The sequence below is a fragment of the Acidithiobacillus sp. genome (assembly GCF_023229925.1).
In the GTDB taxonomy this organism is placed as follows: Bacteria; Pseudomonadota; Gammaproteobacteria; order Acidithiobacillales; family Acidithiobacillaceae; genus Acidithiobacillus.
This window is the reverse complement of the sequence record NZ_JALNYM010000002.1, coordinates 225,387-248,632: the sequence shown is the minus strand read 5'-3', so window position 1 is coordinate 248,632 and position 23,246 is coordinate 225,387. Positions and strand designations below refer to the sequence as shown.

General features: G+C 59.1%; 16 protein-coding genes. 7 read left to right on the top strand and 9 right to left on the bottom strand.

Translation table 11 applies throughout. From position 1 onward, the window contains the following. Positions 1 to 345 precede the first annotated feature (345 nt). Together M0P56_RS12395 and M0P56_RS07720 are read left to right on the top strand one after the other, a co-directional pair. Positions 346 to 576, top strand: a complete 231-nt coding sequence (locus M0P56_RS12395; RefSeq protein WP_367273212.1) for a TonB family protein — start codon at positions 346 to 348, stop codon at positions 574 to 576. A gap of 122 nt (positions 577 to 698) precedes the next feature. Then, positions 699 to 1,277: a cytochrome b/b6 domain-containing protein gene (locus M0P56_RS07720; RefSeq protein ID WP_291509475.1), complete on the top strand. Its 579-nt coding sequence runs from the start codon at positions 699 to 701 to the stop codon at positions 1,275 to 1,277. On the opposite strand, the gene M0P56_RS07715 is transcribed toward M0P56_RS07720, so the two are convergent. After that, positions 1,267 to 1,464 (bottom strand): hypothetical protein, encoded by a 198-nt coding sequence (locus M0P56_RS07715; RefSeq protein WP_291509474.1) that lies wholly within the window; start codon positions 1,462 to 1,464, stop codon positions 1,267 to 1,269. The two genes, M0P56_RS07720 and M0P56_RS07715, sit on opposite strands and share 11 nt — an antisense overlap. Before the next feature lie 961 nt (positions 1,465 to 2,425). Between M0P56_RS07715 and M0P56_RS07710 the strand changes: the two genes are divergently transcribed. Next, positions 2,426 to 3,121 (top strand): MIP/aquaporin family protein, encoded by a 696-nt coding sequence (locus M0P56_RS07710; protein ID WP_291509473.1) that lies wholly within the window; start codon positions 2,426 to 2,428, stop codon positions 3,119 to 3,121. A gap of 123 nt (positions 3,122 to 3,244) precedes the next feature. Here M0P56_RS07710 and M0P56_RS07705 read toward each other — a convergent pair whose 3' ends face one another. The 5 genes from M0P56_RS07705 to recC form a co-directional block, all read right to left on the bottom strand. Then, complete coding sequence (locus tag M0P56_RS07705; RefSeq protein ID WP_291509472.1) at positions 3,245 to 5,809, bottom strand: cation-translocating P-type ATPase; 2,565 nt, start codon at positions 5,807 to 5,809, stop codon at positions 3,245 to 3,247. Continuing rightward, the gene (locus tag M0P56_RS07700) at positions 5,781 to 8,891 is read right to left on the bottom strand and encodes an EAL domain-containing protein (protein ID WP_291509471.1); all 3,111 of its coding nucleotides are present in this window, start codon (positions 8,889 to 8,891) and stop codon (positions 5,781 to 5,783) included. Before M0P56_RS07700 ends, M0P56_RS07705 begins: the two co-directional genes overlap by 29 nt. Positions 8,892 to 9,016: 125 nt before the next feature. Continuing rightward, a complete protein-coding gene (recD, locus tag M0P56_RS07695) occupies positions 9,017 to 10,957 on the bottom strand; it encodes an exodeoxyribonuclease V subunit alpha (RefSeq protein ID WP_291509470.1) in 1,941 nt (646 codons plus the stop codon). Between the two features lie 8 nt (positions 10,958 to 10,965). Next, positions 10,966 to 14,556, bottom strand: coding sequence for an exodeoxyribonuclease V subunit beta (recB, locus tag M0P56_RS07690; protein WP_291509469.1), 3,591 nt, complete (start codon positions 14,554 to 14,556; stop codon positions 10,966 to 10,968). Further along, entirely contained in the window at positions 14,553 to 17,945 is a 3,393-nt protein-coding gene (recC, locus tag M0P56_RS07685) for an exodeoxyribonuclease V subunit gamma (RefSeq protein WP_291509468.1), read from the bottom strand. The genes recB and recC overlap by 4 nt, the downstream gene beginning before the upstream one ends. Positions 17,946 to 18,528: 583 nt before the next feature. Between recC and M0P56_RS07680 the strand changes: the two genes are divergently transcribed. Beyond that, the gene (locus M0P56_RS07680; protein WP_291509467.1) at positions 18,529 to 19,395 is read left to right on the top strand and encodes a pirin family protein; all 867 of its coding nucleotides are present in this window, start codon (positions 18,529 to 18,531) and stop codon (positions 19,393 to 19,395) included. A gap of 187 nt (positions 19,396 to 19,582) precedes the next feature. On the opposite strand, the gene M0P56_RS07675 is transcribed toward M0P56_RS07680, so the two are convergent. Further along, a complete protein-coding gene (locus tag M0P56_RS07675; RefSeq protein WP_291509466.1) occupies positions 19,583 to 20,161 on the bottom strand; it encodes a TMEM175 family protein in 579 nt (192 codons plus the stop codon). 203 nt (positions 20,162 to 20,364) lie between these two features. Here M0P56_RS07675 and M0P56_RS12390 point away from each other — a divergent pair, with 203 nt between their 5' ends. The 3 genes from M0P56_RS12390 to M0P56_RS07665 are packed head-to-tail and all read left to right on the top strand — an operon-like array spanning position 20,365 to position 21,442. Next, entirely contained in the window at positions 20,365 to 20,496 is a 132-nt protein-coding gene (locus tag M0P56_RS12390) for a hypothetical protein (protein ID WP_366110211.1), read from the top strand. Then, positions 20,474 to 20,710: a transglutaminase family protein gene (locus M0P56_RS07670; RefSeq protein WP_291509465.1), complete on the top strand. Its 237-nt coding sequence runs from the start codon at positions 20,474 to 20,476 to the stop codon at positions 20,708 to 20,710. Before M0P56_RS12390 ends, M0P56_RS07670 begins: the two co-directional genes overlap by 23 nt. Before the next feature lie 18 nt (positions 20,711 to 20,728). Next, positions 20,729 to 21,442, top strand: a complete 714-nt coding sequence (locus M0P56_RS07665) for a serine protease (RefSeq protein ID WP_291509464.1) — start codon at positions 20,729 to 20,731, stop codon at positions 21,440 to 21,442. 102 nt (positions 21,443 to 21,544) lie between these two features. Here M0P56_RS07665 and M0P56_RS07660 read toward each other — a convergent pair whose 3' ends face one another. Both M0P56_RS07660 and M0P56_RS07655 read right to left on the bottom strand, forming a co-directional pair. Continuing rightward, complete coding sequence (locus M0P56_RS07660; RefSeq protein ID WP_291509463.1) at positions 21,545 to 22,804, bottom strand: cyclopropane-fatty-acyl-phospholipid synthase family protein; 1,260 nt, start codon at positions 22,802 to 22,804, stop codon at positions 21,545 to 21,547. A 118-nt stretch (positions 22,805 to 22,922) separates the two neighbouring features. After that, positions 22,923 to 23,240, bottom strand: a complete 318-nt coding sequence (locus M0P56_RS07655; RefSeq protein WP_291509462.1) for a DUF190 domain-containing protein — start codon at positions 23,238 to 23,240, stop codon at positions 22,923 to 22,925. Between the last annotated feature and the right edge of the window lie 6 nt (positions 23,241 to 23,246).

Below are 23,246 nucleotides of genomic sequence, written 5' to 3'. Positions count from 1 at the left end.
ATCATGACCGATCTGCCCGATCAAGGACATCTGCACAACGAGGACATTGAACAGCCATGAATACATCCACGCTACCTTCCCCCATGCAGCCCGTGTAATTCAAAGAGGATCATTTTGGGCGAGCACTGATTATCGGCGTGGTGCTGGAGGCGCTGATGATGGGCGGATTGATTTATTCCAATGGGTCCCAGCCGGTCACAGTCAAGCCAAACCCCAGGATCATCGCGATCCACATGATCCAACCGGCACCGCCGAAACCCAAGCCGACTCCACCGCCGCCCAAGCCGTTGCTCGCCAAAACACCCGCTCCGCAGGCTCCGGTCTACACTCTACCGGTGACGCCACCTGCGCCACCGGCACCGCGGTGATCTCCCTTCTCCCCTGACGCCGTCCGGTCATCTGCTTTCTGCGCACGTCGCCCAAAGCAGCGGTATTGGTGCCATAAATCGTGCGGCACTCAACGCTGTAGGAACCGCCAGTTATCCCCCGTTTCGCAAAAAAATGCCCAAACAGGATATGACCTTTAATGTGCGAGTGCATCTATCCGCACAGCACAGCTGGTTATTACGTTTATGAAATCATAATAACATATCAAAGCAGATCTGAAGATTGCAAGATTTGGAATTATCTGTTAATATTTCGTCCGCGCAAAGCCGGATGGATTTTGCAATCCATGTCATAAAACTACGGAGTTTTTCATGTCTGAAGAGATTCAAGAGTGGCCAAGAAGTACGCGGTGGATACATATGGGATTTGCATTGGTGGTGACTTTTCTGCTTTTCAGCGAACTCGATATGAAGGCAATATGGAAAAAAGTGGGCGAGCTTCCATTTCGGCACTTGCTATTTCATGCCCACATGTGGGTTGGCATGTTTGCGACGTTAGTTATTCTGGCATTTTGGCTCGAAGTCGTACGCATCAAGAAGCTGCGTTCGCACCTTTTCCCATATAGTGGAAAGTATTTAGAAAATATATGCAGCGATATAAGGGGGCTGGCAGATGGGAAGCTGCCGGCCAGTGGAATGCGAGGTGGCTTACCAGGGATGGTGCATGGACTGGGTTTGCTGGCCGTGACTGGCATGGCTGTCTTGGGATTTGTAATGTTTTTCCTGATCCCAAATTACGGGGTGGCTGCGCCTATAGGTCTCTACCAACTACCCAAGAAACTACATGACTTTCTGTCATCTTTTGTCTGGCTATATTGGTGGGGACATATCGGTATGGCTGCACTGCATACCGTTAAATCTCCCGCCGTTTTGCGGGTGTTCAGACCTTAGAACGGAGTATTTTATTCCCCTGAAAGCCCCTGTTGGAATGCTCCAGTACCTGTACTAACTGGATGCATTCTTTCTGTGCGGTCTGCTGGCGGTGCAGGGAGAGTGGTATCTCGCGTTCAGTGGTCGCCACGCCGATAATATCGATGCTCCGGCGCGCGCCGTCGATCTTCTCTGTGCCGCTCACCATCTCGGTACCTGTGCTCGTCACGGTACCTATAGTCAGCACGCTGACCATAGTGAGTCGGCGGTGACATAGAGTAACCGGAAGCATAATCCCGGCTGTCAGCAACCGCGCTGTGGGCAATGGAAAACGTGAGCCCCAGGAAGAATAACGGCGTTATCAATAGATGCTTTTTCATAGGATTCCGTATATCGAAAAAAACACGCATCAACAATGTCAGTCTGTCACTGTTAATGCCTCGCATAAAATGGGTTGCAATCAGTGATCCTCACCGTGATGCCACCCATCCCCCCTTCCCCCGTAATAACCGCCATAATAGCCGCCGTATGGCGGAGCTATTATACAACCAGAAAGCATGGAAGCGCCAACGGTAAGTAATATTGCCACATAAATTAGCCGCTTGAGTTGTTTTATGCTAGCCATGAAAGTTCCTCCGTGCAATGACTGCAAACATCGTGTGGTAACGCCTTTTTCTAATAAAGTGTTCAGCGACTTGCTCCATCCACGTGCCTATCATGACCCAATAAAACCGTTTGTGGATTAAATGTCAAGTTGTTAATTGGCCTTACTTCAAGCTGTAATAATAGAGAATTCTTATGGTTTCTGGTGAATCGAACCGCATCCTGTTCGCCAGGCAGGCTAAGAAGATCGTCACGGTTGGCCTGCGCTGCTATGCATTATAGGTGTAACGCTTCTCAATACATGAAGATTTTGTTGAGGTCAGTCCGTTGGGGGCGAAATTCAACGATCAGGTCACGGACCTGGAACTTTTGCAAATGACCAGATATCATAGATTGGTTCCACCTGTAGATTGGTTAGAGTGCCATAATTATTCCATTATTGAACCAAATACGATAACGGGAAGCATTCTTGTTGGTGGAGCACTGCGTTACCTGGAATCAAACGATGGCGAGGGAGTCTTTCCCCCTTTATGAAACAAACCCCTGCACCGATATGGAGATATATTATGCACTCATTAATGCGTAAAATAACGGCAGAGTTCATTGGTACCTTTGGGCTTGTGTTTTTTGGCGGCGGCGCGGCGGCCATGGGTAACCCACTCATAGACATCGCTCTGGCTAACGGATTGGCCATCATGATTGCGGCCTATGTATTCGGGGATATCAGCGGCGGTATCGTGAATCCTGCGGTCACTCTGGGCGGCGCCATAGCAGGAAAGATCAGTTGGCGGGACGCGGGCATGTATATGATTGCTCAGATCCTTGGCGGAATAGCCGCTGGATTTGCACTGCTCACGGCGCTGCACGGACCAATGGGGCACCTGGGTGCCACCACCATCGATACAAACCTTATATCTGTCCGCGGGGGGTTCATGCTGGAGGCGTTGGGAACCTTCTTCCTCACCACCACCGCGCTGTATACCGCCATGAGCGATCGTGCTGGTAATGCAGCGCCGCTGGCCATAGGCTTCACTTTAGTCATGATTGTCACATTCATGGGCCCACTCACAGGGGCCAGCGTCAATCCGGCACGGACGCTGGGCCCTGCCGTGGCAGGTGATTACTACACACATATATGGGTTTATCTCATTGCAACGCCGTTCGGGGGGCTGGTCGCTGGTTTACTTTATAAATTTATGCACGAAGGCAAAACCGACATGAATTTCAGGGAGGTGCTGAAGGAAGAAGAAATGACTCTCTAATCTTGGCTATCCCCATTTTACCGAGGCAATATATCAACATGCGCCAGATTCGTGTCGCTACGAAACTGGCGTATTTTCGTAAACAAATTAAATTGTCGTGACACAGGACTTCGCCGAATGGGGTCAGGATATGCCCCACTTTGCCCGGCGCACGATTTGCACCCAAAGGATACAGGCCAACAACAGCCCGACGGCGACCAGGAGTGGTGGCATACTCATGGCAGAAAAACCCATCACATCGCGCAAAAAAGGAATCGCCAGAACCGCCGCGAGCACCACTCCCACACCCACGAACATGCGTGCCAGCAAAGGATTGTTGCCGCGCAGATTATGCAATGCCGTATGGGTCAGGTCACGATTGGCCAGGATCAGCAGGAACAACGCCAGTACTAGGGCGGTGAACACGCTGATACGAAGATCTTCTTCGGCCCAACCCAGGTGCTGCAACAATGCACCTCCGGCCAGAAGAATGACCGCAATCCCAAGGCCCTGTGCTAGTGCAAAGCCAATGTTGCCGGCAGCGAATGGACTAGAGTTGAGGAGGCGCGGCGGTCGACACATGATGTCGGCTGCTGCCGGCTCGGCCTCGAACACGGTGGAACAGGCGGGGTCGATCAGCAGTTCAAGCACGGCGATATGCACCGGCAGCAGCAGGATAGGCCAGTTCAGTAACGCGGGCAGCAGCGCCAGCGCGATAACGGGCAGATGCACTGCGAAGACAAAGCGCGCGGCTTTAACGACGTTGTCGTAGATGCGCCGCCCCTGTGCGATGGCGGCGACGATGCTGGCGAAGCTGTCGTCCAGCAGTACCAGGGCAGCTGCCTCGCGGGCCACGTCGGTGCCGCGCTCCCCCATAGCGATGCCTACATCAGCGGCCTTGAGCGCAGGAGCATCATTGACGCCGTCACCGGTCATCGCCACCACGTCGCCAGCTTGTTGCAGTACCCGCACCAGGCGCAATTTCTGCTCCGGCTGCAGGCGAGCACAGAGGTCCACCTGCAGCAGGCGCTGGCGCAGGCCAATATCATCCAGCGCAGCGATCTCGACGCCGGTGACAACCGCTGGCCGCTCGGACAGGCCGACCAGCCTGGCAATAGCCCGCGCTGTGGCAGGATGGTCGCCAGTGAGCATGAGAATGCGTATTCCCGCCGCTCGACATTCCGCAATCGCCGCGGGAACCTCGGGGCGCGGCGGATCAAAAAACCCGACCAGGCCCAGGAAGGTAAAATCAAAGTCGTGCTGGCTTGGTGGCCACGGCGCATCCGGGCCGCTTGCCTGCCATTCGCCCTTGGCCACACCGAGCACCCGCAGTCCCCGCTCGGCCATGGCTTCAACCTGACTCTGAATAGCGCAGCGTCTTTCATCCGCCAGATGGCATAGATCAGCCACCGCCTCGGGGGCGCCTTTGGTGGCCAGCAAATGGGTGGCCGGTCGCATACCAGAAAACACCCGGGTTATGGCCAGGATATCCGGCGACAGCTCGTACTGGAATTCGGGGCGGCGATCGTCGTGAATGTGCTCGGTGCCAGCCAGTTGCGTGTGACCAAAGATTTGGATGGCCTTTTCCATCGGATCGAAGGGATCTGTCGGTGTTGCCAGCATGGCGAATTCGACGAGGAGGTGAAAGGTTTCGGACAGTTCGCTGCCCAGTGACACAATGAAATTCGCATCACCTGCGGCCAGCTCCGCGACCTCCATGCGGTTTTGCGTGAGCGTGCCGGTCTTGTCCACCGCAAGCACGGTGACCGCGCCCAGCGCCTCCACGGCGGACATGCGGCGAGTCAACACCTTTTTTTTCGAAATACGCCAGGCGCCCAAGGCCAGAAATACGGTGAGAATGACCGGAATCTCCTGGGGCAGGATGGCCATAGCCAAGGCAATGCCCGAAAGCAGGCTCGCCAGCAGCGAACGGCCATCCCATAACCAGTTTACCAAAACCAGCGATATGGCCAGCATCAGCGCAATCACCGTCAGGTTACGGATAAGCCGGCGCGTGGATTGTTGCAGGCCGGAGGTCATCTCTTCCGTTGTTGCCAAAGCCTGGCCAATATGCCCCACCGCAGTATCTACACCCGTTGCACCGACCACGGCAAACCCTACCCCCCTGGTAACCAAGGTGCTGGCGTACAAGGTTGACGTACCTTCACCACCTGGTATGGTCAACTTAGCGCGCCCCAGATTGGGGAGTTTGTCCACCGGCACGGCCTCACCGGTGAGCAGCGATTCGTCCACCGTGAGCTGACCCTGCACCAGTTGCGCATCGGCGGCAATGCGGTCGCCCTCGTGCAGAACCAGGAGATCGCCGCGCACCACCTCGCGCCCGGCGATGCGCAACTCCTGGCCGTCCCGGATCACCAGCGCCCGCGGCGCGGAGAGATCGCGCAAGGACTCCAACGCCCGCTGGGTCTTGCGCTCCTGGGCCAGAGTGATGCTGATGACCACGAACACGAAGGCCAGCAGGAAAAGCGCCTCGGCACGGTCTCCCAGGAGCAGATAGATACCGCCAGCCACCAAGAGCATCACGAACATCGGCTCGACCAAGACACCAAGCACGATGGCCAGGAGCGTTTTTGGCGTGCTTCCAGGTAGCAGGTTTGGGCCACCCTCGGCTAGGCGCTGCGCCGCCGTTGCGCGGGCAAGCCCCGTCAAATGATGGGTATCAGTTCGTGCCGTGGGGCGTGTGTCCATATTCAGCGATCTGTTGCTGAGCGGCCGCCACCGCACTCGCTACGTGCTGGCGGCAGGCGTCCAGCTCTGTAGCAGAGTGGGTGGTGCCAACACAATAATGATAGGTCTGATGGGCTTTACCAAGCGCAGACTGCTCTAAGCCGTGATGATCCAGATACTCGCCCAGCCCACATTGACAGACCTCTTCAGAATGCTGCAACTCGCCCAGTAGCCGCGGTGCGAGGCGATAGATGCCGTCAAACTGCAGGTGTGATGCATAGGCGCCGAGCAGGGTGCGCGGCTGGGTGTCATGGGCTATACCGTTCCAGGCACGGAGCCACTCCAGCATGGTTTCTTCCGGCATCGGACGGGCGATGGCGTAGCCCTGCACGCATCCCACCCCTAACACCGCTAAGGCATTGATGGTTTCCGCGGTCTCTGCGCCTTCCACCACATAGCGCGCGCCAATGGACTGGGCGAGGGCACCGACGCTCATGACAAAGACCAAGTCGGCGGGGTTTTGCGAAATCTCCTGGACAAAGCTCTGGTCCAACTTGACTTCATCGACGGCGATTTCCTTGAGGCGTAGCAGTGATGCATACGCGCTCCCCACGTCGTCCAGCGCGACGCGCACCCCCATGGCCCGAATTTGGGCGATACGGTTTTTGGCAAAGCGGAGTGACAAGAGTTCGCCACTTTCCAGAATTTCCAGCGTTAATCGCTCCGCTGGGAGGGCGCTCTCGGCGATCGTTACTTCCATATGTTCAAGGAAGGTATCGGAGAGCAGTACCTCGGGTGGGACATTAATGGCGACTTCGAGTGGGAAGCCTGCAGTTTCCCAGTACTGTGCCGCGAGCATGGCCTGGCGCATCATTTGTTCCGCGAGGAGTTGCCCGGCGGCGTGGTCCAGATGATCAAGAAAAACTGCGGGAGGTAAAATCTCGTTACCCTGGCGCAGGCGTGCCAGGGCCTCGACACCGATGATCCGGCCGCTGGCCAAATGCAGTATGGGCTGGTAATAGGCTACCAACGCACCTTGGTGAAGCAGTTCGATATAGGGCCGCCGTTGCATGGTCGATGCCTCATCGTCACCCTGAAAAGCGCGCCAAAACCGTGCGCGTCGCCCCTTTTCCGCTTTGGCGGTGTAAAGGGCCTGATCCGCGTGGCGCAGCAGTTGCTCCGGGTCTCCGTCATCAAAAGGGTGCAAAGTGAGGCCGAGGCTGCCGCCCACATGCACTTCAATGCCGCCGGGGAGCAAGAAGGGGGTGTCCAGGGCCAGGTACACTCTTTCCATCACGTTTTCGATATCTTCCATGCGGCTGACATTTTCCAGTACGAGGGCGAACTCGTCGCCACCGATGCGCGCGACAAAGTCTGTCTGGCGCAGCGCTGTCTGCAGGCGATGGGCGATGCTTTGCAGAAGGGCATCACCGGCGGCATGGCCATACCGGTCGTTGACGGGCTTGAAGTCGTCCAGATCCAGCATGCAGATGCCGAGGAGTTTTTCTTCGCGCTGCGCGCGCTGCATCGCTTCGGGGATGCGATCGAGGAGAGCGACCCGATTGGGTAGGCCGGTGAGCGGGTCGTGACGGGCCATCCAGCTTTGTACGGAGCGCTCTTTGTCGATACGATCCTTGAGGTCCAATTCGTCGAGACCATGGCCGAGCAGTTTGGCCACGCGGGCGATGGCGCTGAGGATTCCCTGGTCAAAAATGTCCTTGTCTGGGCTGGCGACCACCATGGCAGCCCAAATCTGGCCATCACGATGCACAGGGACCACGGCAATGCTCGCCCAGTTGTTACGCTTCGGTATCTCGTGATGGGCATTCAGGCGCAGGTCGCTGAGATAATCATTACGATACTGAAGGCGCCCGGATTGCCAGGTATCCGCGATGAGGCTGGGTGGGTGCTGAGAATGGGCGTTAACATGCATGCTACCCAGTATGCCGCTACCGACACCGGCAGCGGCGAGGGGGCGGAACCAACCATCGGCATCTGGCCGTACCACATAGGCAGTACCAAAGAGTGCGCCTTCCGCCAGACGCTGGCAGGTTTTGCGGAGCATTTCCGTCTCCGATCGCGCGCGGATCAGGATGTCTCCCTCTGCCAGAAAGGCGCGGTACAGACTGTTGAGTCGATCCATGTGCTTTTGTTGGCGGCGATGGCTCAGGGCGACCCCCAACATGACCGCGAGATGACGAATCAGCATCTGGCGGCTAGAATAGCTGAAAAAGCCGGGGATACGGCTGTAAAGGCCGAGCACCGCGTATGCACTGCCGCTTGCCTGGATAGGTATGGTAGCGCTGGCGCGCCATTCGTGGAACGGGGCGCCCTCCTGCCAGGGTTGGGTGTTAGTGTCGGTATTCCAGTGATCAATGATGACGGTTTCACCTGTTCGCCAGGCCTGCCCGGCTGGACCTTGTCCGAGCGGGCTGTCATCTACACGAATTTCGACGCAACCGATGTAGTCTGCAAGTCCTGCCCCCGCGACGGCATCGTTTATCACGCGACCAGACGCATCAGGGCGTCCGATCCATGCTCCATCCAGTCCTTGAATGCTCAGCAGTTTGTTGAGCATCAGCGATGCGAGATCATCGGGCGGCGTGTCGCCTAAAAGGAGCAGATCAATGCGCTCCATAACCTGGCGTTCTTCCAGGGCGGCGGACTCCATTCCCTGCAGTTGTCCGGCGAGATCCTTCGCCAAGCGTTGCAGGATCAGCGACTGTAAGGCGTCTTCATGTTTCAGAAACGGGGTGAGCTGTTCGAGGAGGCAGTCTGAGTATAACGCCATACTGCTGATCAGCCATTCAGTACGGATACCTGCCATGGCATATACCCGGCCCATGGCTTGAGCGCGCTCGAGATGTTCCTCCGTGGTATCTGGCTGCAACAGGAGCAGGGATTGGGCCCGCTGTTCTACCTTAAGTTGCTCGAACTGCTCGGCCGACAGCTGGCGCTGTATCGCGCTGATGTCTGGATGGCTGGCGGCACGGGCATAAAAAAGGTCCATAGACCGCGCGATGGCGGCCGTAATCTCGGTATGCTGGTGTTTTAGCAGGGTGCGCAGGATATCTTCTGGAGAAATGGCGGTGCGCTCAGACATGGTTACCTGTGGAAAGATGGATATTCATAGTAAAAAAATGCGCATAATATCGCACAGATTATATCTGTTCAGAAAGATAAAAAAGCCGTTTTTTGGCAATTGTGCCAAAGTAATGTCGGTGACATTCAGCGCCTGGGATCGTACAGAGCCGCGTGCAATCCGCTCATCCGCCGCGTCTGGCGCTGGATGGCATTTTCCAGGCGCTCGCGGAGGGCAATGAGGGTGAACCGGCTGCGGGCCCGGGTGACGGCAGTATAAAGCAATTCGCGGCTGAGAACGGGGCTGTCTTCCGGGGGAAGGATGAGGACGGTGTGGGCGAATTCCGAGCCCTGCGCCTTGTGGACGGTCATGGCCCAGGCGCTTTCGGCGTGGTTGAGGCGGCTGGGGAGGATGGCACGGGGCGGGCCGTCCCCATTGGGGAAGTAGACGCGCAGGCGTTTATCCGGGTCGGGCAGGGCGATGCCAATGTCGCCATTGCTGAGACCGAGATTGGAATCATTGCGGGTGACGAGGGTGGGGCGTCCGGCATACCAAAGGCCGCGGCCCTGCAGGATGCCCTGGCGCTGCAGGTAGTCTTCGATGGTGCGGTTGATGCCGGTGACTCCCCAGGGGCCCTGGCGCAGGGCACAGAGGAGGCGGAAGTCGGCGTAGTTGTTGAGAATGGTGTTAACCCATGCGCTATGTTCTTGCCGGTCTTTAGGCGGCGGCTGGCCCGCCGCTTGCCAGACGCGACTGTAGGCGCTTTCCATGCGGGCGAGTTCCAGCATCTGGTGGATGGCGGGGGCCGGTTGCCAGGCGAGGGTGGCGGTGTGCGCAGCTTGCAGTATACGGACGGCGCTTTCTGGATGGCCGCCATGCACGGCATCCGCTAGCGCGCCAATTTCTGCGTTGAAGCGATGACTGCGTTGCAGGCGGATGATGTTTGCGGTAAGGGGGTTGGCGCTGTTGTCGCCGGACGGCGGCGCGACACCGCAACTGGCCCGCATATAGTGGCAGGTCTCGGCATCGTATGTACCGCTGCCGAGACAGAGTTCGGCCAGCACCGCGCCCGCTTCGACGGAGGCAAGCTGGTCCTGATCGCCGAGGAGGATGAGGCGGGCCGAGGGCGGCAGGGCGCGGAGCAGGGCGGCCATCATCTCGTGATGGATCATGGAGGCTTCATCCACTACGAGTACGTCGAGTTCGAGGGGATTGGCGGCGTCATGGCGAAAGCGACGACTGTCGGGGCGGGCGCCGAGCAGGCTGTGCAGAGTGCGCGCCGGACGCAGGCTGGCGAAGGCGGCAGCCATGTCGGCTATCCCGCCCAGTTGCGGAAGGGTGCCGATGGCGCTCCGCAGGGATTCGTCGATGCGCACGGCGGCCTTGCCGGTGGGGGCGGCGAGGACGATGCGCAGGGGCGTGCTGCCGGTCGCCATGAGCAAGGCCATGAAGCGGGCTGCGGTGTAGGTTTTGCCAGTGCCGGGGCCGCCGGTGATGATGCTGAAGTGGCTGCGCAGGGCGAGGGCGCAGGCGATTTTTTGCCAGGGGAATCCGTCGCCGAGTTCGTCAGATGCCGGGAAAAGCTGCTCCAGCCACGGTCTTAAGGCTTCGGGGTGGGTAGTGTCAGCGACGCGCTGCCGGGCGCGCTGGCGCAACGCCTCGGCGATGAATTGCTGGTCGCGCCAGTAGCGGCGCAAATAGAGACGGGTTGCGCTGAGGACCAGGGGTGTTTCTGCGCTGTTTGCCGGGTCGGTGGTGCTGCGCTCGGTGACCTGTACGCACAGGCTCTGGGCGAGAGTTTCTGACCATTGGGCGGCATGCGGCCAGCGATCGAGCGCGCTTGCCAGCACGGCGAGCCCCGGCGCGGGCCAGTCCAGGAAGCGTTCGGGCGCGCCGAGGAGGTCTTTCAGCGCGATGCAGGTGTGCCCCTCCCCCTCCAGCCGGGCGAGGAGGGCGCCCGCCAGGGGCAGCAGGGCCGGGGCCTGCGGGTCCAGGCGGATGAGGAACTGCGCAAAGGCCAGGTCGAGGGGCCGTAGCCAGCCAGCGCTGGTCCAGGCGCGGAGCTGGTCAATCATGGGGCTGGTCATGGGCTTACTCACGGTTGGGTTGCACGCTGCGGCAAGCCAAAGAGGTTGTCGAGGGCGTCGAGCAGGGTGAGGTTGGCGGGAAGATGGAGCATGCCTTGTTCCGGTCCTTGCAGCCCGCGCAGGAAAAAAAAGAGGGTGCCGCCGAGATGCGTCTCGGGCCGGTAATGGCTCCCCATGCGCTGGCGCAGTAGGCGGTGCAGGGCCAGTTGGTAGAGGCTGGATTGCAGTTCGTAGCGATGACTGAGGGTGGCGATGCGCAGGGCTTCGGCGTGGTAATTCGCATCCTCGCAGCCGAGGACGTTGGATTTGTAATCGAGGACGTAGTAACGCCCGCCCTGCTCGAAGACGAGGTCCATGAAGCCGCGCATCATGCCGTGAACGACGCGTTGGGGGAGTCTGGGGCGATCGGCGCCGGGGAAAATATGCTGTTGGCAGAGTCGGTCCAGGTCGTCGCTGCGCAAGGTGTCACTGGGAAACCAGAAGGCCATTTCGCTCTGGGTGTCGCGGAGATCGCAGAGTGTCGCTGTGAGGGGGGCGAGAGGGCTATGGACGATGGCTTGCAGCCATTCGGCAGTCTCCTCGGCCCAATCGCTCAGGCCGGCCTGAATACAGGCCTTGTGCAGTTGTTCGGCAAAGTAATCCAGACCGGTTTGCGCATAACCGGTCAGGGCGAGGCGTTGCAGTTGGTCGTGGAGAAAGGTGCCGGCGTTCATGCCTTGCGGGTAGCGATGCCAGGGCGCGCCGGTCTGGGCGCGCCGGGGCGTCAGTGGCGCCGACGGGTCGGCAGGGAGACCGCGCACCAGATGGGAGAAGCTGGCAACGCCCCAGTGCTTCTCGAAACTGGCGGTGTACTCTGCAGGCGGGTTGTGGGCGTTGTTGTCGTGCTGTACGGCCAGCGTCGTGGGGATGTCGTCCGGTAGTGTCTCGACGACGATCTCCGGAGAGCGTCGGGCGCAGTCTGCAAGCAGGGTGGCGAGATCGCGGACGGGACACTGGCTGCCCAGCAGGTGGGCGATGGCGCTGTCGGCAAAGATCGGTGTTCCCGCCGTCTTCGGTGTGGCAAGACCCAGCCAGAGGGCATGCTCGGCACGGGTGAGGGCGACGTAGAGGAGGCGGAGATCTTCCTGCAATCGCGCCCTTTCTGCTACCGCCGTGTCGCCGCTTTCCCAGTGGATGGCGGACTGCCCTTCCGCGCTGTACGAGACCGTGAACGGGCTGGCCTTGGCGGCCTTGCGGGTGGCGATGAACGGCAAAAAAACCAGGGGATATTGCAGACCTTTGGCGGCGTGGATGGTGACTACGCGCAGCAGCTCGGCATCGCTCTCCAGACGCAGGATGTGGGCGTCGCTCTGATCACTCCCGGCGGCGATAGCCTCGCGCAAGTGGCGGATGAGGGCTTCGGGGCCGTCGAGGGTGGCGCTCGCCTGCTGCAGGAGTTCGCCGAGGTGGAGCAGGTTGGTGAGGCGACGTTCGCCCTCGGGCTGCGTCAGCAAGCGGGCGGCAATACCGAACTGGTGGATGCTGTGGTGGAGCATGGCCAGCACGCCCTGCCGCCGCCACTGCCGGGACAGGTCCTGGAATTGCTCCAGTTGCGCCTCCCAGGTCGTTTCGTTCTGATTGAAGGCATCCAGGGTGTTGAGGGGTTGTCCCAGCAGCGGCAGGGCGAGGGCGACGCGCAGGCGGCGGGCATCTTCGGGCGCGGCGACGGCTTCCAACCAGAGGGGCAGTTCGCGGGCTTCCTCACTGGCATAGACGGAGTCCCGCGCCGAAAGGAAGACGCTGCGTAACTGGCGACGGTTGAGGGCCTGACGGATGCTGGCGGCTTCATGGCGGTCGCGGACGAGGATGGCGATGTCTTTGGCCTTCAGCCGTCGGGTGGGTTCTCCCTCCTGCGCGAACTCTGCTTCCGGGTTGTTGAGCAGTCCAGCAATACATTCTGCAGCCTGTGCTGCGCAGCGTTCCAGATAGTCACCTTTGTTCAGCTTTTCTCGGGCACCCCAGAAAGTCAGCGCAGGGGCGGATTTCCCATTGACTCGCCAGATTTTTTTGTGACCATGGGCCTGCACCGGCTGATAGGGGAGCGGGTTGTCGGCACCGGGGGCCCCATAGGCAAAAGCGCCCTGGGGGTCGTCGTGTTCGGCGGCGATATAGAGGGCGTTGAGGGCGCTGACCAGTGCGTGGCTGGAGCGATAATTGGTGCCGAGCGCGTAGTGTCGGCCCTCGGTCAGGCGACGGGCTTGCAGATAACTGTCGATGTCGGCGCCGCGAAAGGCGTAGATGGACTGTTTGGGGTCTCCGATGAGCAGAAGCAGGGTGTCGGGGTTGTTGTCGGCGGCATGGTAGATGTCGTCGAAGATCTGATATTGCAGGGCGGAGGTATCCTGAAACTCGTCGATGAGGGCGGCGGGATATTTCTGCCGCAGGCGGGCGGCGAGTGGCGGTCCCTGGGTGTTGTCGTGCAGTACCCTGGCGAGGCGCTGCTGATAGTCGGTAAAGCTGACCTGCCCACTCTGGGCCTTGAGCTGGCTCAACCGGGCGTTGATCCAGGCGGCGGCGTGGGTGCGAATTTCGCCGTGCAGATGGGTGAATTGTTGAGCGATGGTCTCTAGTTCGGTGAAAATATTATTTAGTAAGGCTGCGGCGCGAGGCGGTGTAATGGTCTCATTTTTGTTGCAGTAGGAAGGTAGATTAGCCGCAGTAAGGCGCTGGCATTTGTCTAAATAAGCTGGACAGAGTGCGGCGGGCTCATCGACCCACTCTCGTAGAGCGATGAGATGGTTGGCCACGCTTTCTGCCTTCATGCTGTTGCCATTCAGAGGATTCTGAGTGCTCTGCAGCAAAGTCAGTAGCCACTCCGCAAAAGCATCATGCTCCGCCGCCCATTGCGCCTTGAGGGTGGCGAGTTGCCGCCGCGGCGCAGTGGCGGCAGCGGGCAGCCAGTCCGCGAGCGTAGATTTGGGGGCGGGCAGGGGCGGATCGAGTTTGCACAGGGCTTCTGTTTCCTGCCGGACTTTTTCGGGGCAGGAAAAGAGCTGGAGGACCTCACTGAGGGCGGGTTCGCTCAGTGGGTAGATTTCCTGCCGCCAGAAGTCGCGCACGGCGTCGTCGCGCAGGTCGGTCTCATCCAGGAGCAGCGTCTCGCGGAAATCGCTGCCGGTGGCAAAGGCGTGCTCGCGCAGGGTGCGCTGGCACCAGGCGTCGATGGTAGAAATGGCGCTGTCATCCATAGCGTCGGCGGCGAGGGCAAGCTGGTGTGCGGCCTGGGCGCGGGCCTTGGGGTTGGAGTAGTCGGCCAACAGCGTTTCGAGAAAGGGGTCCGGCTGTGTCGCGTGGCCGGGACTGCGGAAATATCGGGCGGCCGTTTGCAGGCGATCGCGGATACGTTCCTTGAGTTCCTGGGTGGCGGCGCGGGTGAAGGTCATCACCAGGATATCTTCGGGCAGAAGGGCACGTGCGAAGCACTCACCCTCTGCGCCGTGTCCAAGGATCAGGCGCAGATAGAGGGCGGCAATGGTCCAGGTTTTGCCGGTACCGGCGCTGGCCTCGATGAGGCGGCTGCCGTGCAGGGGCAGGTTCAGGGAGTCGAGGATCGTGGTCATGAATGCGCCTGCCATTCCAGGGTTTCCAGCCAGTCCGCGAAGGGGCGGTAGAGAACCGCGGCGTATTCTGCGAAGCCGCGTCGTTGCGGCCCGGTTCGGGCGCTGCTGAGGGCGGCGAAGTTGGGATAATCGCGGAACAGGCTGAGGTCTTTCTGGACTTCGCCAGTCAGGCGGTCATTGCCGTCGTAAATCAGAGCCGGGTTTTTGCCTTGCAGGCTGACGAGGGCGGTTTTGAGGGTGACCGGCAAGGGTTGGCAGAGACCTTCCTGCCAGATATCCAGCAGATCGTCCAGTGCGGCAATGGCGTGCAGTGGCAATGGCGCAGCGCGGATAAGTATATCCCGGCCCACAAAAATGCCACCGCAGCGCAGGCCGACAGCGTCGGCGAGTAATTGCTGGAGCCAGAGGGCTGCGAGTTTATCCCCTTCGGGTTTTTTGCTGTCTTTATTCAGTAGGCGACTGGCGCGGAGCTGGACGAAGGCAAGGTCTCCCGCGTTGTTTTGGTGCAGGGCAGGTAACCAGTCCTCCAGCAATATCTGGCCGTGGGCATAGGTAATAGCCCGTCGTTGTGGCGCTGCAGTCCACTCCGCGCTGATCCCCTGCCAGGCGGTTAGGACGGGAGTGACGTCGTCAAGCAGTGTAGTCGCGGTTCTCACCGCCATGCCAGCGAGGGGATACCGACCGCTGCGCTGCTGTGCCTGCACCTTTTCGACAATACGGTCAGGGCCGTTTTTTTTCGCGGCACTGAGCAGGTCTTCAAGCAGGTAATAAGTTTCGAGGCTGTCCAGGGTGAAGGGTTCGTCGTCCTCTTCTGTCAGGTTTTCTTCGTTGAAGTGCGTGCGCAGGCGTTGTCGGTAAAAAGCACGTGCGGGCAGGCGAAAAAACTCCAGCAGTTCACGGATGCTGCGGGGGGTGAGCTCGGCAGGGTTGGGGAGCGCAGTGTCTTCCAGGGTGGGGTGCGGAGATGGATACCATTCACGGGCCCAGGTGTGTAGTCCGGGTTTACCGAGCAGATATTCCAGACTGAAGGGCTGTAAGGGATGCATGAAAGTGCATTTTTCCAGGAACAGCGGCCAGCCGTCGCCAATGGCATCCCGTAACTGCGCCACCAGTAGGGAGGGGGCCTGTTCATGGTTGTTGCGCTGATCCCTTCCCGCCCAACTGATGTAGAGCTGCTGACGGGTGGCAAGGAGGGCCTCCAGCATCAGATAGCGGTCGTCATCGCGGCGCGAGCGGTCGCCGGGGCGGGCCATGCCGGGCAAGGCCATGAGGTCGAAGTCCGGACGGGGGCTGCGCCGAGGGTAATCGCCCTCGTTCATGCCGAGCAGGCAGACCAGTGGGTAAGGTACGGCGCGCATGGGCAGGAGAGTGCAGAAGGTGACACCGCCGCCAAGAAAACTGCGCCCCAGATCCGGCGCATCCAGCATCTCCAGCCAGGCACCGCGAAACACGGCGAGGGGGAGCGCTTCGTTAAAATCTGCCGCCGCGCAGTCCGTCTGCCATTGGCGCAAGGTCTCCTCCAGATTTTGCAGGAGGGCTTCGTCGTCATCATCGCTGGCGCTGAAAAAGTCTGTGAGCAGGGTGCGGGCTGTTTCACCCCAGTGCTCCGGCATCAGGGATTCAGCCAAAACGTGTTGCCAGTGCTCCAGCTTTTCCAGCAATTGGTTGAGAGGGCCGAGGAGCGCGGCGTCCAGCCCACCCACCTCGCCGTAGGACTCGATGCCGGCGAAATGGCTGTCATCGCCGTTGGCATAGCCGAGGCAGAGGCGTTGCAGGGCGAAGTCGCCGCTGTTCTGGGGACCGCAATGGGGCATGCCCAAGGCGGTGCGGTGCTCTGCCGAGAGCCCCCAGCGCCAGCCGGCGTCAGCCAGCCAGTGTTGCACGATGGGCAGGTCCTCCAGTTCCAGACCAAAGCGCTGGCGCAGGGCGGGGCAGTTGAGGAGGTCGCGGATTTCGCTCTGCCGGCAGCGCTGCTCGGGCAGGCGTAGCAGCCAGTCCAGGGCCTGCAGCAGGGGCTGTTCGTCGCGGGCTTGCAAGTCGACAATGTGGTAGGGAATGTAACGCCTGTCCTCTCGGTCATATTGATCGAAAGTGGCGCGGATGAGGGGCGCAAAGCTGCCGATCTCCGGTACCATGACGATCACGTCGCGGGGCTGCAGCTTGCCAATGGCGAAGCGGTCCAGCAGTTGATCGTGAAGAATCTGGACCTCTCGCAGGGCACTGTGAGCGATATGAAAGACCACGGAGTGATCATCGTCGGGTACCGGCCTGCAGGTTTCCGGGCGGATACCTTCCAGGTCGCGGATTTGTACCTGCAACTGGCGTAGGAGGGTTTCGCCCTGATCTTCGCTGAAGAGGTCGATGCGCGGGATGTCCATCTGCTGCTGCAATGCTGCTGTTTCATCGAACTGGTCCAGCAGATTGAGAAAATCCCGGCCCTGACGGCCCCAGGCCGCGAGTAGGGGATGGCCGAACTGATGTAGGTCTTCTGCTGCGGTGGCGCAGAGATCGTGGCCGCTGCTTGGGGACTGACGACGGCGTTCGCGCCTGAGCAATTCCCGTCCCGAGACGATGTCGGCCCAGTGGTAGCGGCAGGGGTTGGGCACCGCAAGGATTACCTGCATCTGTAGGCCCAGCGCGGTCAGCGCGGCCAGACTCTGTTCCGGCAGGGTGGCCGCCCCGAAGAGAATGACACGGCGGGGCAATGGCGTTGTGGGGGGGTGCCCGGTATTCAGAGCGGCGAGGAACTGTTCGTGCACTTGTGCCCGGCCCAGGGCCTGATTCTGCCCGCGGCTTTGCAGGTCCTGCCGTAACGCCTGCCAGAGCCGGGGTTGCCAGCGCTGGTCGGCGGGCAGTGTCACCCGCTCGCCGTCGCCCCGCCGCAGCAGGGGCTGGTCTGTGGCCCAGTCCGCCAGCCAGTCGCCACGATAGACCTGATACTGGTCGAAGAGATCGGCGATCTGCGCGGCCATTTGCCAGCGCCGCTCCAATGCGCCGCCCGACCGCCGCGACTGGCCGATAAAATGCCGCAAGGGGGCGAAGTCGGCATGGGGCAGCAGTTCCGGCAAGAGCCGCATCAGTCGCCAGGTGAGCGGTGCCTTGTCCAGGGGCGAGCGGGCCGAGACGATGCCGGTGCCCAGCACCCGTCCATAACTTTCCCAGAGAAAACGCCCCGGCAGCGCGACGCGCACCGCTGCACAGATGCCCTCATGGGCTGCCAGGGTCCATTGCAGCCATTCGGCAACGCCGTTGCTCTGGACGAGAAAGATTTCCTCTTCCAGCGGCCGAAGCGGGTGCTCGCGCAGCCATTCCAGAACGGCATCACCGAGCCACTCCAGACGGTCGCCGTGGAGGACGATAAAGCCCGGTTCGATTTCCGGGTGACTCATGCGGGGGTGGGTACCGAGCCGATGGCGTTGATGCAGCAGACACTTACCGCAATCAAGAGAGCGCTCCGGTTGCCGTCCCGGGAATAGTGATTAACGTTGCGTTCTCCCTCGCATGAGTCGTATCCAGCACGCTATTGCCAGTAAGAAAGGCAGCGTAACCACTTTTATGAAGAGGGTCGCCATAGCCTGTCCGGGCACAAACAGGAATAGAGAAAACCAGAGGCCCAGCGCCAAGCCGATCGGCGTGATTCGGTACAGATCCTTTGACTGTTCGCGGGCATTTGCACGAAAGCAATCCAGTAAACGTCTGCGCAGGTTCATTCCCATCCCCTCTTACGACTTCGCTACGGCTATAACAATGCTTTGTTACGTAAAGCTTGCCACACGCATCATCATCACCCGTTTGTGAATAATCGGGAGCCGTCGCGCTCAAGACACCGATGTCCCGACGTACTCTAGCCCCACAAGCCCCCAATCCTGCCCGTGTTGCGAGTATATACCAGAAATCCGGTAACAAACCGTCCCCCAGTTCAATCTATAGTATATTTGTGGGCTGGTTAAACCCTCTGTTCAGGAGATAGTCATGAAAAAAGTGCTGGGTGTATATGATGCACCGCGTTCCCATTGGGTGGGGGACGGTTTTCCAGTGCGTTCCATGTTTTCGTACCAGAGGCACGGCAAGGTGCTCAGCCCCTTCCTGCTGCTCGATCATGCTGGCCCGATGACGTTTACACCGACGCAGGAGCCGCGGGGTGTGGGGCAGCATCCGCATCGGGGTTTTGAGACGGTGACCATTGTGTATCAGGGCGAAGTGGCGCATCGGGACTCCACCGGGCAGGGCGGGGTGATTGGCCCCGGCGATGTGCAATGGATGACCGCCGGATCGGGGATTCTGCACGAAGAATTCCACTCACCGGCCTTCACTGCGGCGGGTGGTGAGCTGGAAATGGTGCAGCTTTGGGTCAACCTTCCGGCTAAAGACAAGATGACCGCGCCCGGTTATCAGGCGATTGCCGACCGGGATGTTCCGCAGGTGACGCTGCCCGAAAATGCCGGGTCGTTGCGGGTGATTGCCGGTGAATATGCTGGACAGCGAGGTCCGGCCCATACCTTTTCGCCGCTGCAGGTCTGGGATATACGTTTGACGGCGGGTGGCGTCAGTACTTGGACCCTGCCCGATGGCTGGAGCGTCGCGCTGGTGCTGCTGCTGGGTAACGTGCAGGTCAACGGTGAAAGCGTGCTGCGGGAATCGCAAATGCTGGTGCTGGAAGGGGTTGGTCAGGATTTTTCCATCGAGGCCAATAGCGACGCCGTGCTTCTGCTTCTGAGTGGTGAGCCCATTGACGAGCCTATCGTCGGCTACGGTCCCTTCGTGATGAACAGTGAGACGGAAATCCAGCAGGCCATTGCGGACTTTAATAGTGGTCAGTTCGGACAGATGGCGCGATAGCAGCATTGCATGCGGGGTCTGCCATAAGCAGACCCCACCTTATGGTGTCGCATGCTCATACGGTGCTCGACGCTTGTAGCGGAATGACCGATGCAGCACTGTATCAGAAGCTGTAGTCGTTTCTGGAGGGCTTTGCGGTCTTTATTCAGGCGCAGCGGGCGTCATCGTCACGCTGAGTGGGGCATCCTCATTCCTTGCTGTCGACGAGGAGATTTTCTATACGGCGATCCGGAATCAACCACAATAAGGCCAGGCCCAGATAGATGAGCTTGGCCGCCGTGGGGGACCATTGGGCGGAAACAATGCCTATGAAATAGAGGGCGGGCGAGGCCTTTCCCTTCCAGTCACGACCGATGGCGCGGCGCAATGTTGGTGCCCCGGCGGCGATAATGCAAGACTGGAGAATAAGATAGGAGACGGCGGCCATAAAAAGTACGACGCCGTACAGTTCGGTAGGGGCGACGGCGAAATGGTTTTCACCCATCCAGCTCGTCACAAACGGAAACAGAGAGAGCCAGAAGAGCAGGTGCAGATTGGCCCAGAGAATGGCGCCGTTAATCTTTCCACTGGCCTGCAACATGTTGTGATGGTTATTCCAGTATATGCCGACGTAGATAAAACTCATCACATAACTGAGGAACACCGGGAGCACCGGCAGGAGGGCATGCAGGTGCTCACCATGGGGCACTTTCATTTCGAGGACCATGATGGTGATGATGATGGCGATCACGCCATCACTGAAGGCTTCCAGTCGATTTCTGCCCATACGTTATTCCCTTGTCCTAGTCGGATGATTCCGCGCCCATAAAGGTTGATTGTTGGCTTGCTGCGCTGATTTTTCAATTGGATCGGGGGGCTTCATAAGAGCATACTGATCCCCTATGGCGCAGACGATCCTATCCATGTCTGTGAAAAGCGGTCCTGGTCAATCCCATCGCAAAATTGAACTTGCAGCGAGGTGTCTCAGTTATGATTCGTCTGCGTCTCTCCCTAGCGTTGAGTTATGAGGTGAATGCACCGGGAAGCGATTTCATCTTTAACATCCATGCCGCGCATACGAACCGGCAGAAGGTGGTTGATGAGTCGCTACTGCCAATCTGACCGCCTCTATCGGCCAGCAATGCGTGAGTTTGGTCAGCGGCGGCAAGGATCTAGCCGGGTGCAGGCGATTCGTGACTGGGTGGCTCAGCGCATTACCTACGCAAAAAATACCTCGGATTCCCATAGCTCTGCCATTGACACGCCCATCCAGACGGTAAATGTTTGTCGTGATTTTGCCCATTTAATGATTGCGCTCAGCCCCCTCAACGGATGACTGGTACCAACGGTCCCCATGATTGAATCCCTGCTCTTAACCACGGCCCGCGTGTCGACCTTTGATACTGACCGGCTGCTTACCCGCGCCAGCGGTTTCTTTTTCGCACGGGATAAGCGACTGTTTTTTGTTACCAGCAGGCATGTGTTGACCGATAAGCCCAGCAAACACTTTCCGAACCGTATTGAAATCGAACTCCATACCGATGCTGAGAATTTAACCTGTGCAACCGTGTTGTCGGTTTATCTTTACCGCGATGGCAAAAGTCTCTGGCGCCAGGGCAAAGATAGCGGAGGAGAAATTGATGTTGCAGTGATTGAGATTGATCGCAGTGATGTACCGGAGTCGATAGTGATCCAGTGCTTTACACCGGCGCATTTGCAAGGCGCATTCCAAGAAATTGAAGTAGGTAGTTTGTTGCTGGTGGTGGGCTTTCCGCTGGGCTTTCATGACACGCTCCATCATCTGCCAGTGGTACGGCAGGCAGTCATTGCCTCTTCCTTCGGGCTGCGCTTTCAGGGGCAAGGATATTTTCTTACGGACGCGCGGACGCACCGTGGCAGCAGCGGCGCGCCTGTGGTGCTGCGCTGTGCTGAGGGCGACCATATCTTGCCGTGGAAGCTGCTGGGCGTACATTCCGCGCGTATCGATATGGGGGGGCGAGATGTGGATGAGTCGCTGGGCCTCAATTGCGCCTGGTACGCCGATATCCTGCTGACGCTAACGGCATAAGCGTATCGATGCGTTCTCCTGATTTACTGGCCGGGGCTGCGCGTAGCCATGCGCTGAACTCCCGCAGGAGCTTGTCGCAATCCAAACGTTGCTTCTGTTATTTTACAAATTCCCCCAGTTTGGCTCTGCCAGGCGGAAGCTATCCTCCTGATACTGATAACGCCGCTCCCACGGTCGCGGCGTCAGCTCAGCACCGACCTGTTTGACGGCCAGCACCTGATGCAGGGCCGACCAGTTACGCCAGAAGGCATAGGCGCAGCCCGCCATGTAGATGGCCCAGATGCGATAACGCTTGTCACCCACCATGGCGACGGCTTCTTCCTTGTGTGCTTCCAGGCGTTGTACCCAGTGGATGAGGGTCTGGGCGTAGTGGGGGCGGAGATTCTCCACATCCAGGACTTCCAGATATTGCCCCGCCATTTCCCGTACCAGACGCCACAAATGCGGGATCTCGCCGTCGGGGAAGACGTACTTGTCCATAAAATCGCTGCCGGAATGATGCCCGTCTTCGTCATCCTGCTGGCTGGCGGTAATGCCGTGATTCATTACCCAGCCCCCCTCCTTGAGCACCCGGTGGATAACGCCAAAATATTCTCCAAGCCTGGCGCGGCCGACGTGCTCGAACATCCCTACTGAAGACACTTTATCGAAATAATCCCGTTCGGGAATATCGCGGTAATCCTGCAGGCGGATTTCCACGTGGTCCGCCAGGCCTTCGCGTTCCATGCGTTCCTTGGCGTAGGCAAATTGCTGCTCGCTAAGGGTGACCCCCACGCCCTGAATCCCATAATGTGTTGCGGCCCAGCTCAGCAGACCACCCCAGCCGCAGCCGATATCGAGGAGCTTTTCACCGGGCTGCAAATGGAGTTTGCGACAAATATGGTCCAGCTTCTGCTCCTGCGCGGTGTCGATATCTTCTGCGCCGGTCTTGAAGTAGCCACAGGAGTAGACCATGTTGCGGTCCAGCCAGAGCTTGTAGAAGTCGTTGGAAACATCGTAGTGGTAGTGAATCGCCTCGGCATCCCGGGATTTGCTGTGGGCGGCCTGATGTTTGCGGAAAATGCCGCCCTTGGGTTTCTTGGCGGGGAAGGCGTCGCTCAGCCCCTCTGCTACCGCGAGAATATCCTGATAGCGACCCTCGATGCCGATGGTGCCCTCCACGTACCCTTCGCCGAGCACATCCAGGGCATTGCCCATGAGCATGCGCGAGACGAGTTTGGCGGAGTTGATGTGCATGGTAACGCGGATGTCCTGGTTGAATGCGTATTCATGGCCATCCCAAAAGAGAACGCGCAGAAACAACGGCTTTTCGTTGAGGCTCTTTTTGATGTGGTCCAAAAAGTTGGTGCGTAGATCTTTCACTTTGCGACTCCTGTTCTTTCAAAATGAATGGCAGAAATACCCAGTCATAAGCGCGAACATCTGCCCTCAATGAAGTATAGAACACCCTCGGTCATTCAAACGTCTGTGTAATGATGGTTCATTCGCAACCGCAATCGGCTTCCCAGCGCAGGATATGGCCTGGTGGTACCAATTCCCGCAGGTGCGGCATTACCGCATCCACCGCCTCCGGTGCGTCAAAAAACTCCAGTACCAGCGGCAAATGGACATTGAGGCGCAGAATATCGTCGGCATGCACTTCCCCATTGCTGCCAAAGCCCGCGATACCACGAAAAGCGGTGACACCATGCACCTTGTACTGGTCGTGGAGCATACAAAAAATTTTTTCCATCAGATTGTGCCCGTCATGCTTATCGCCTTCTTTAATATAAATGCGTACTACAGATACGGTGGTCATGATTCA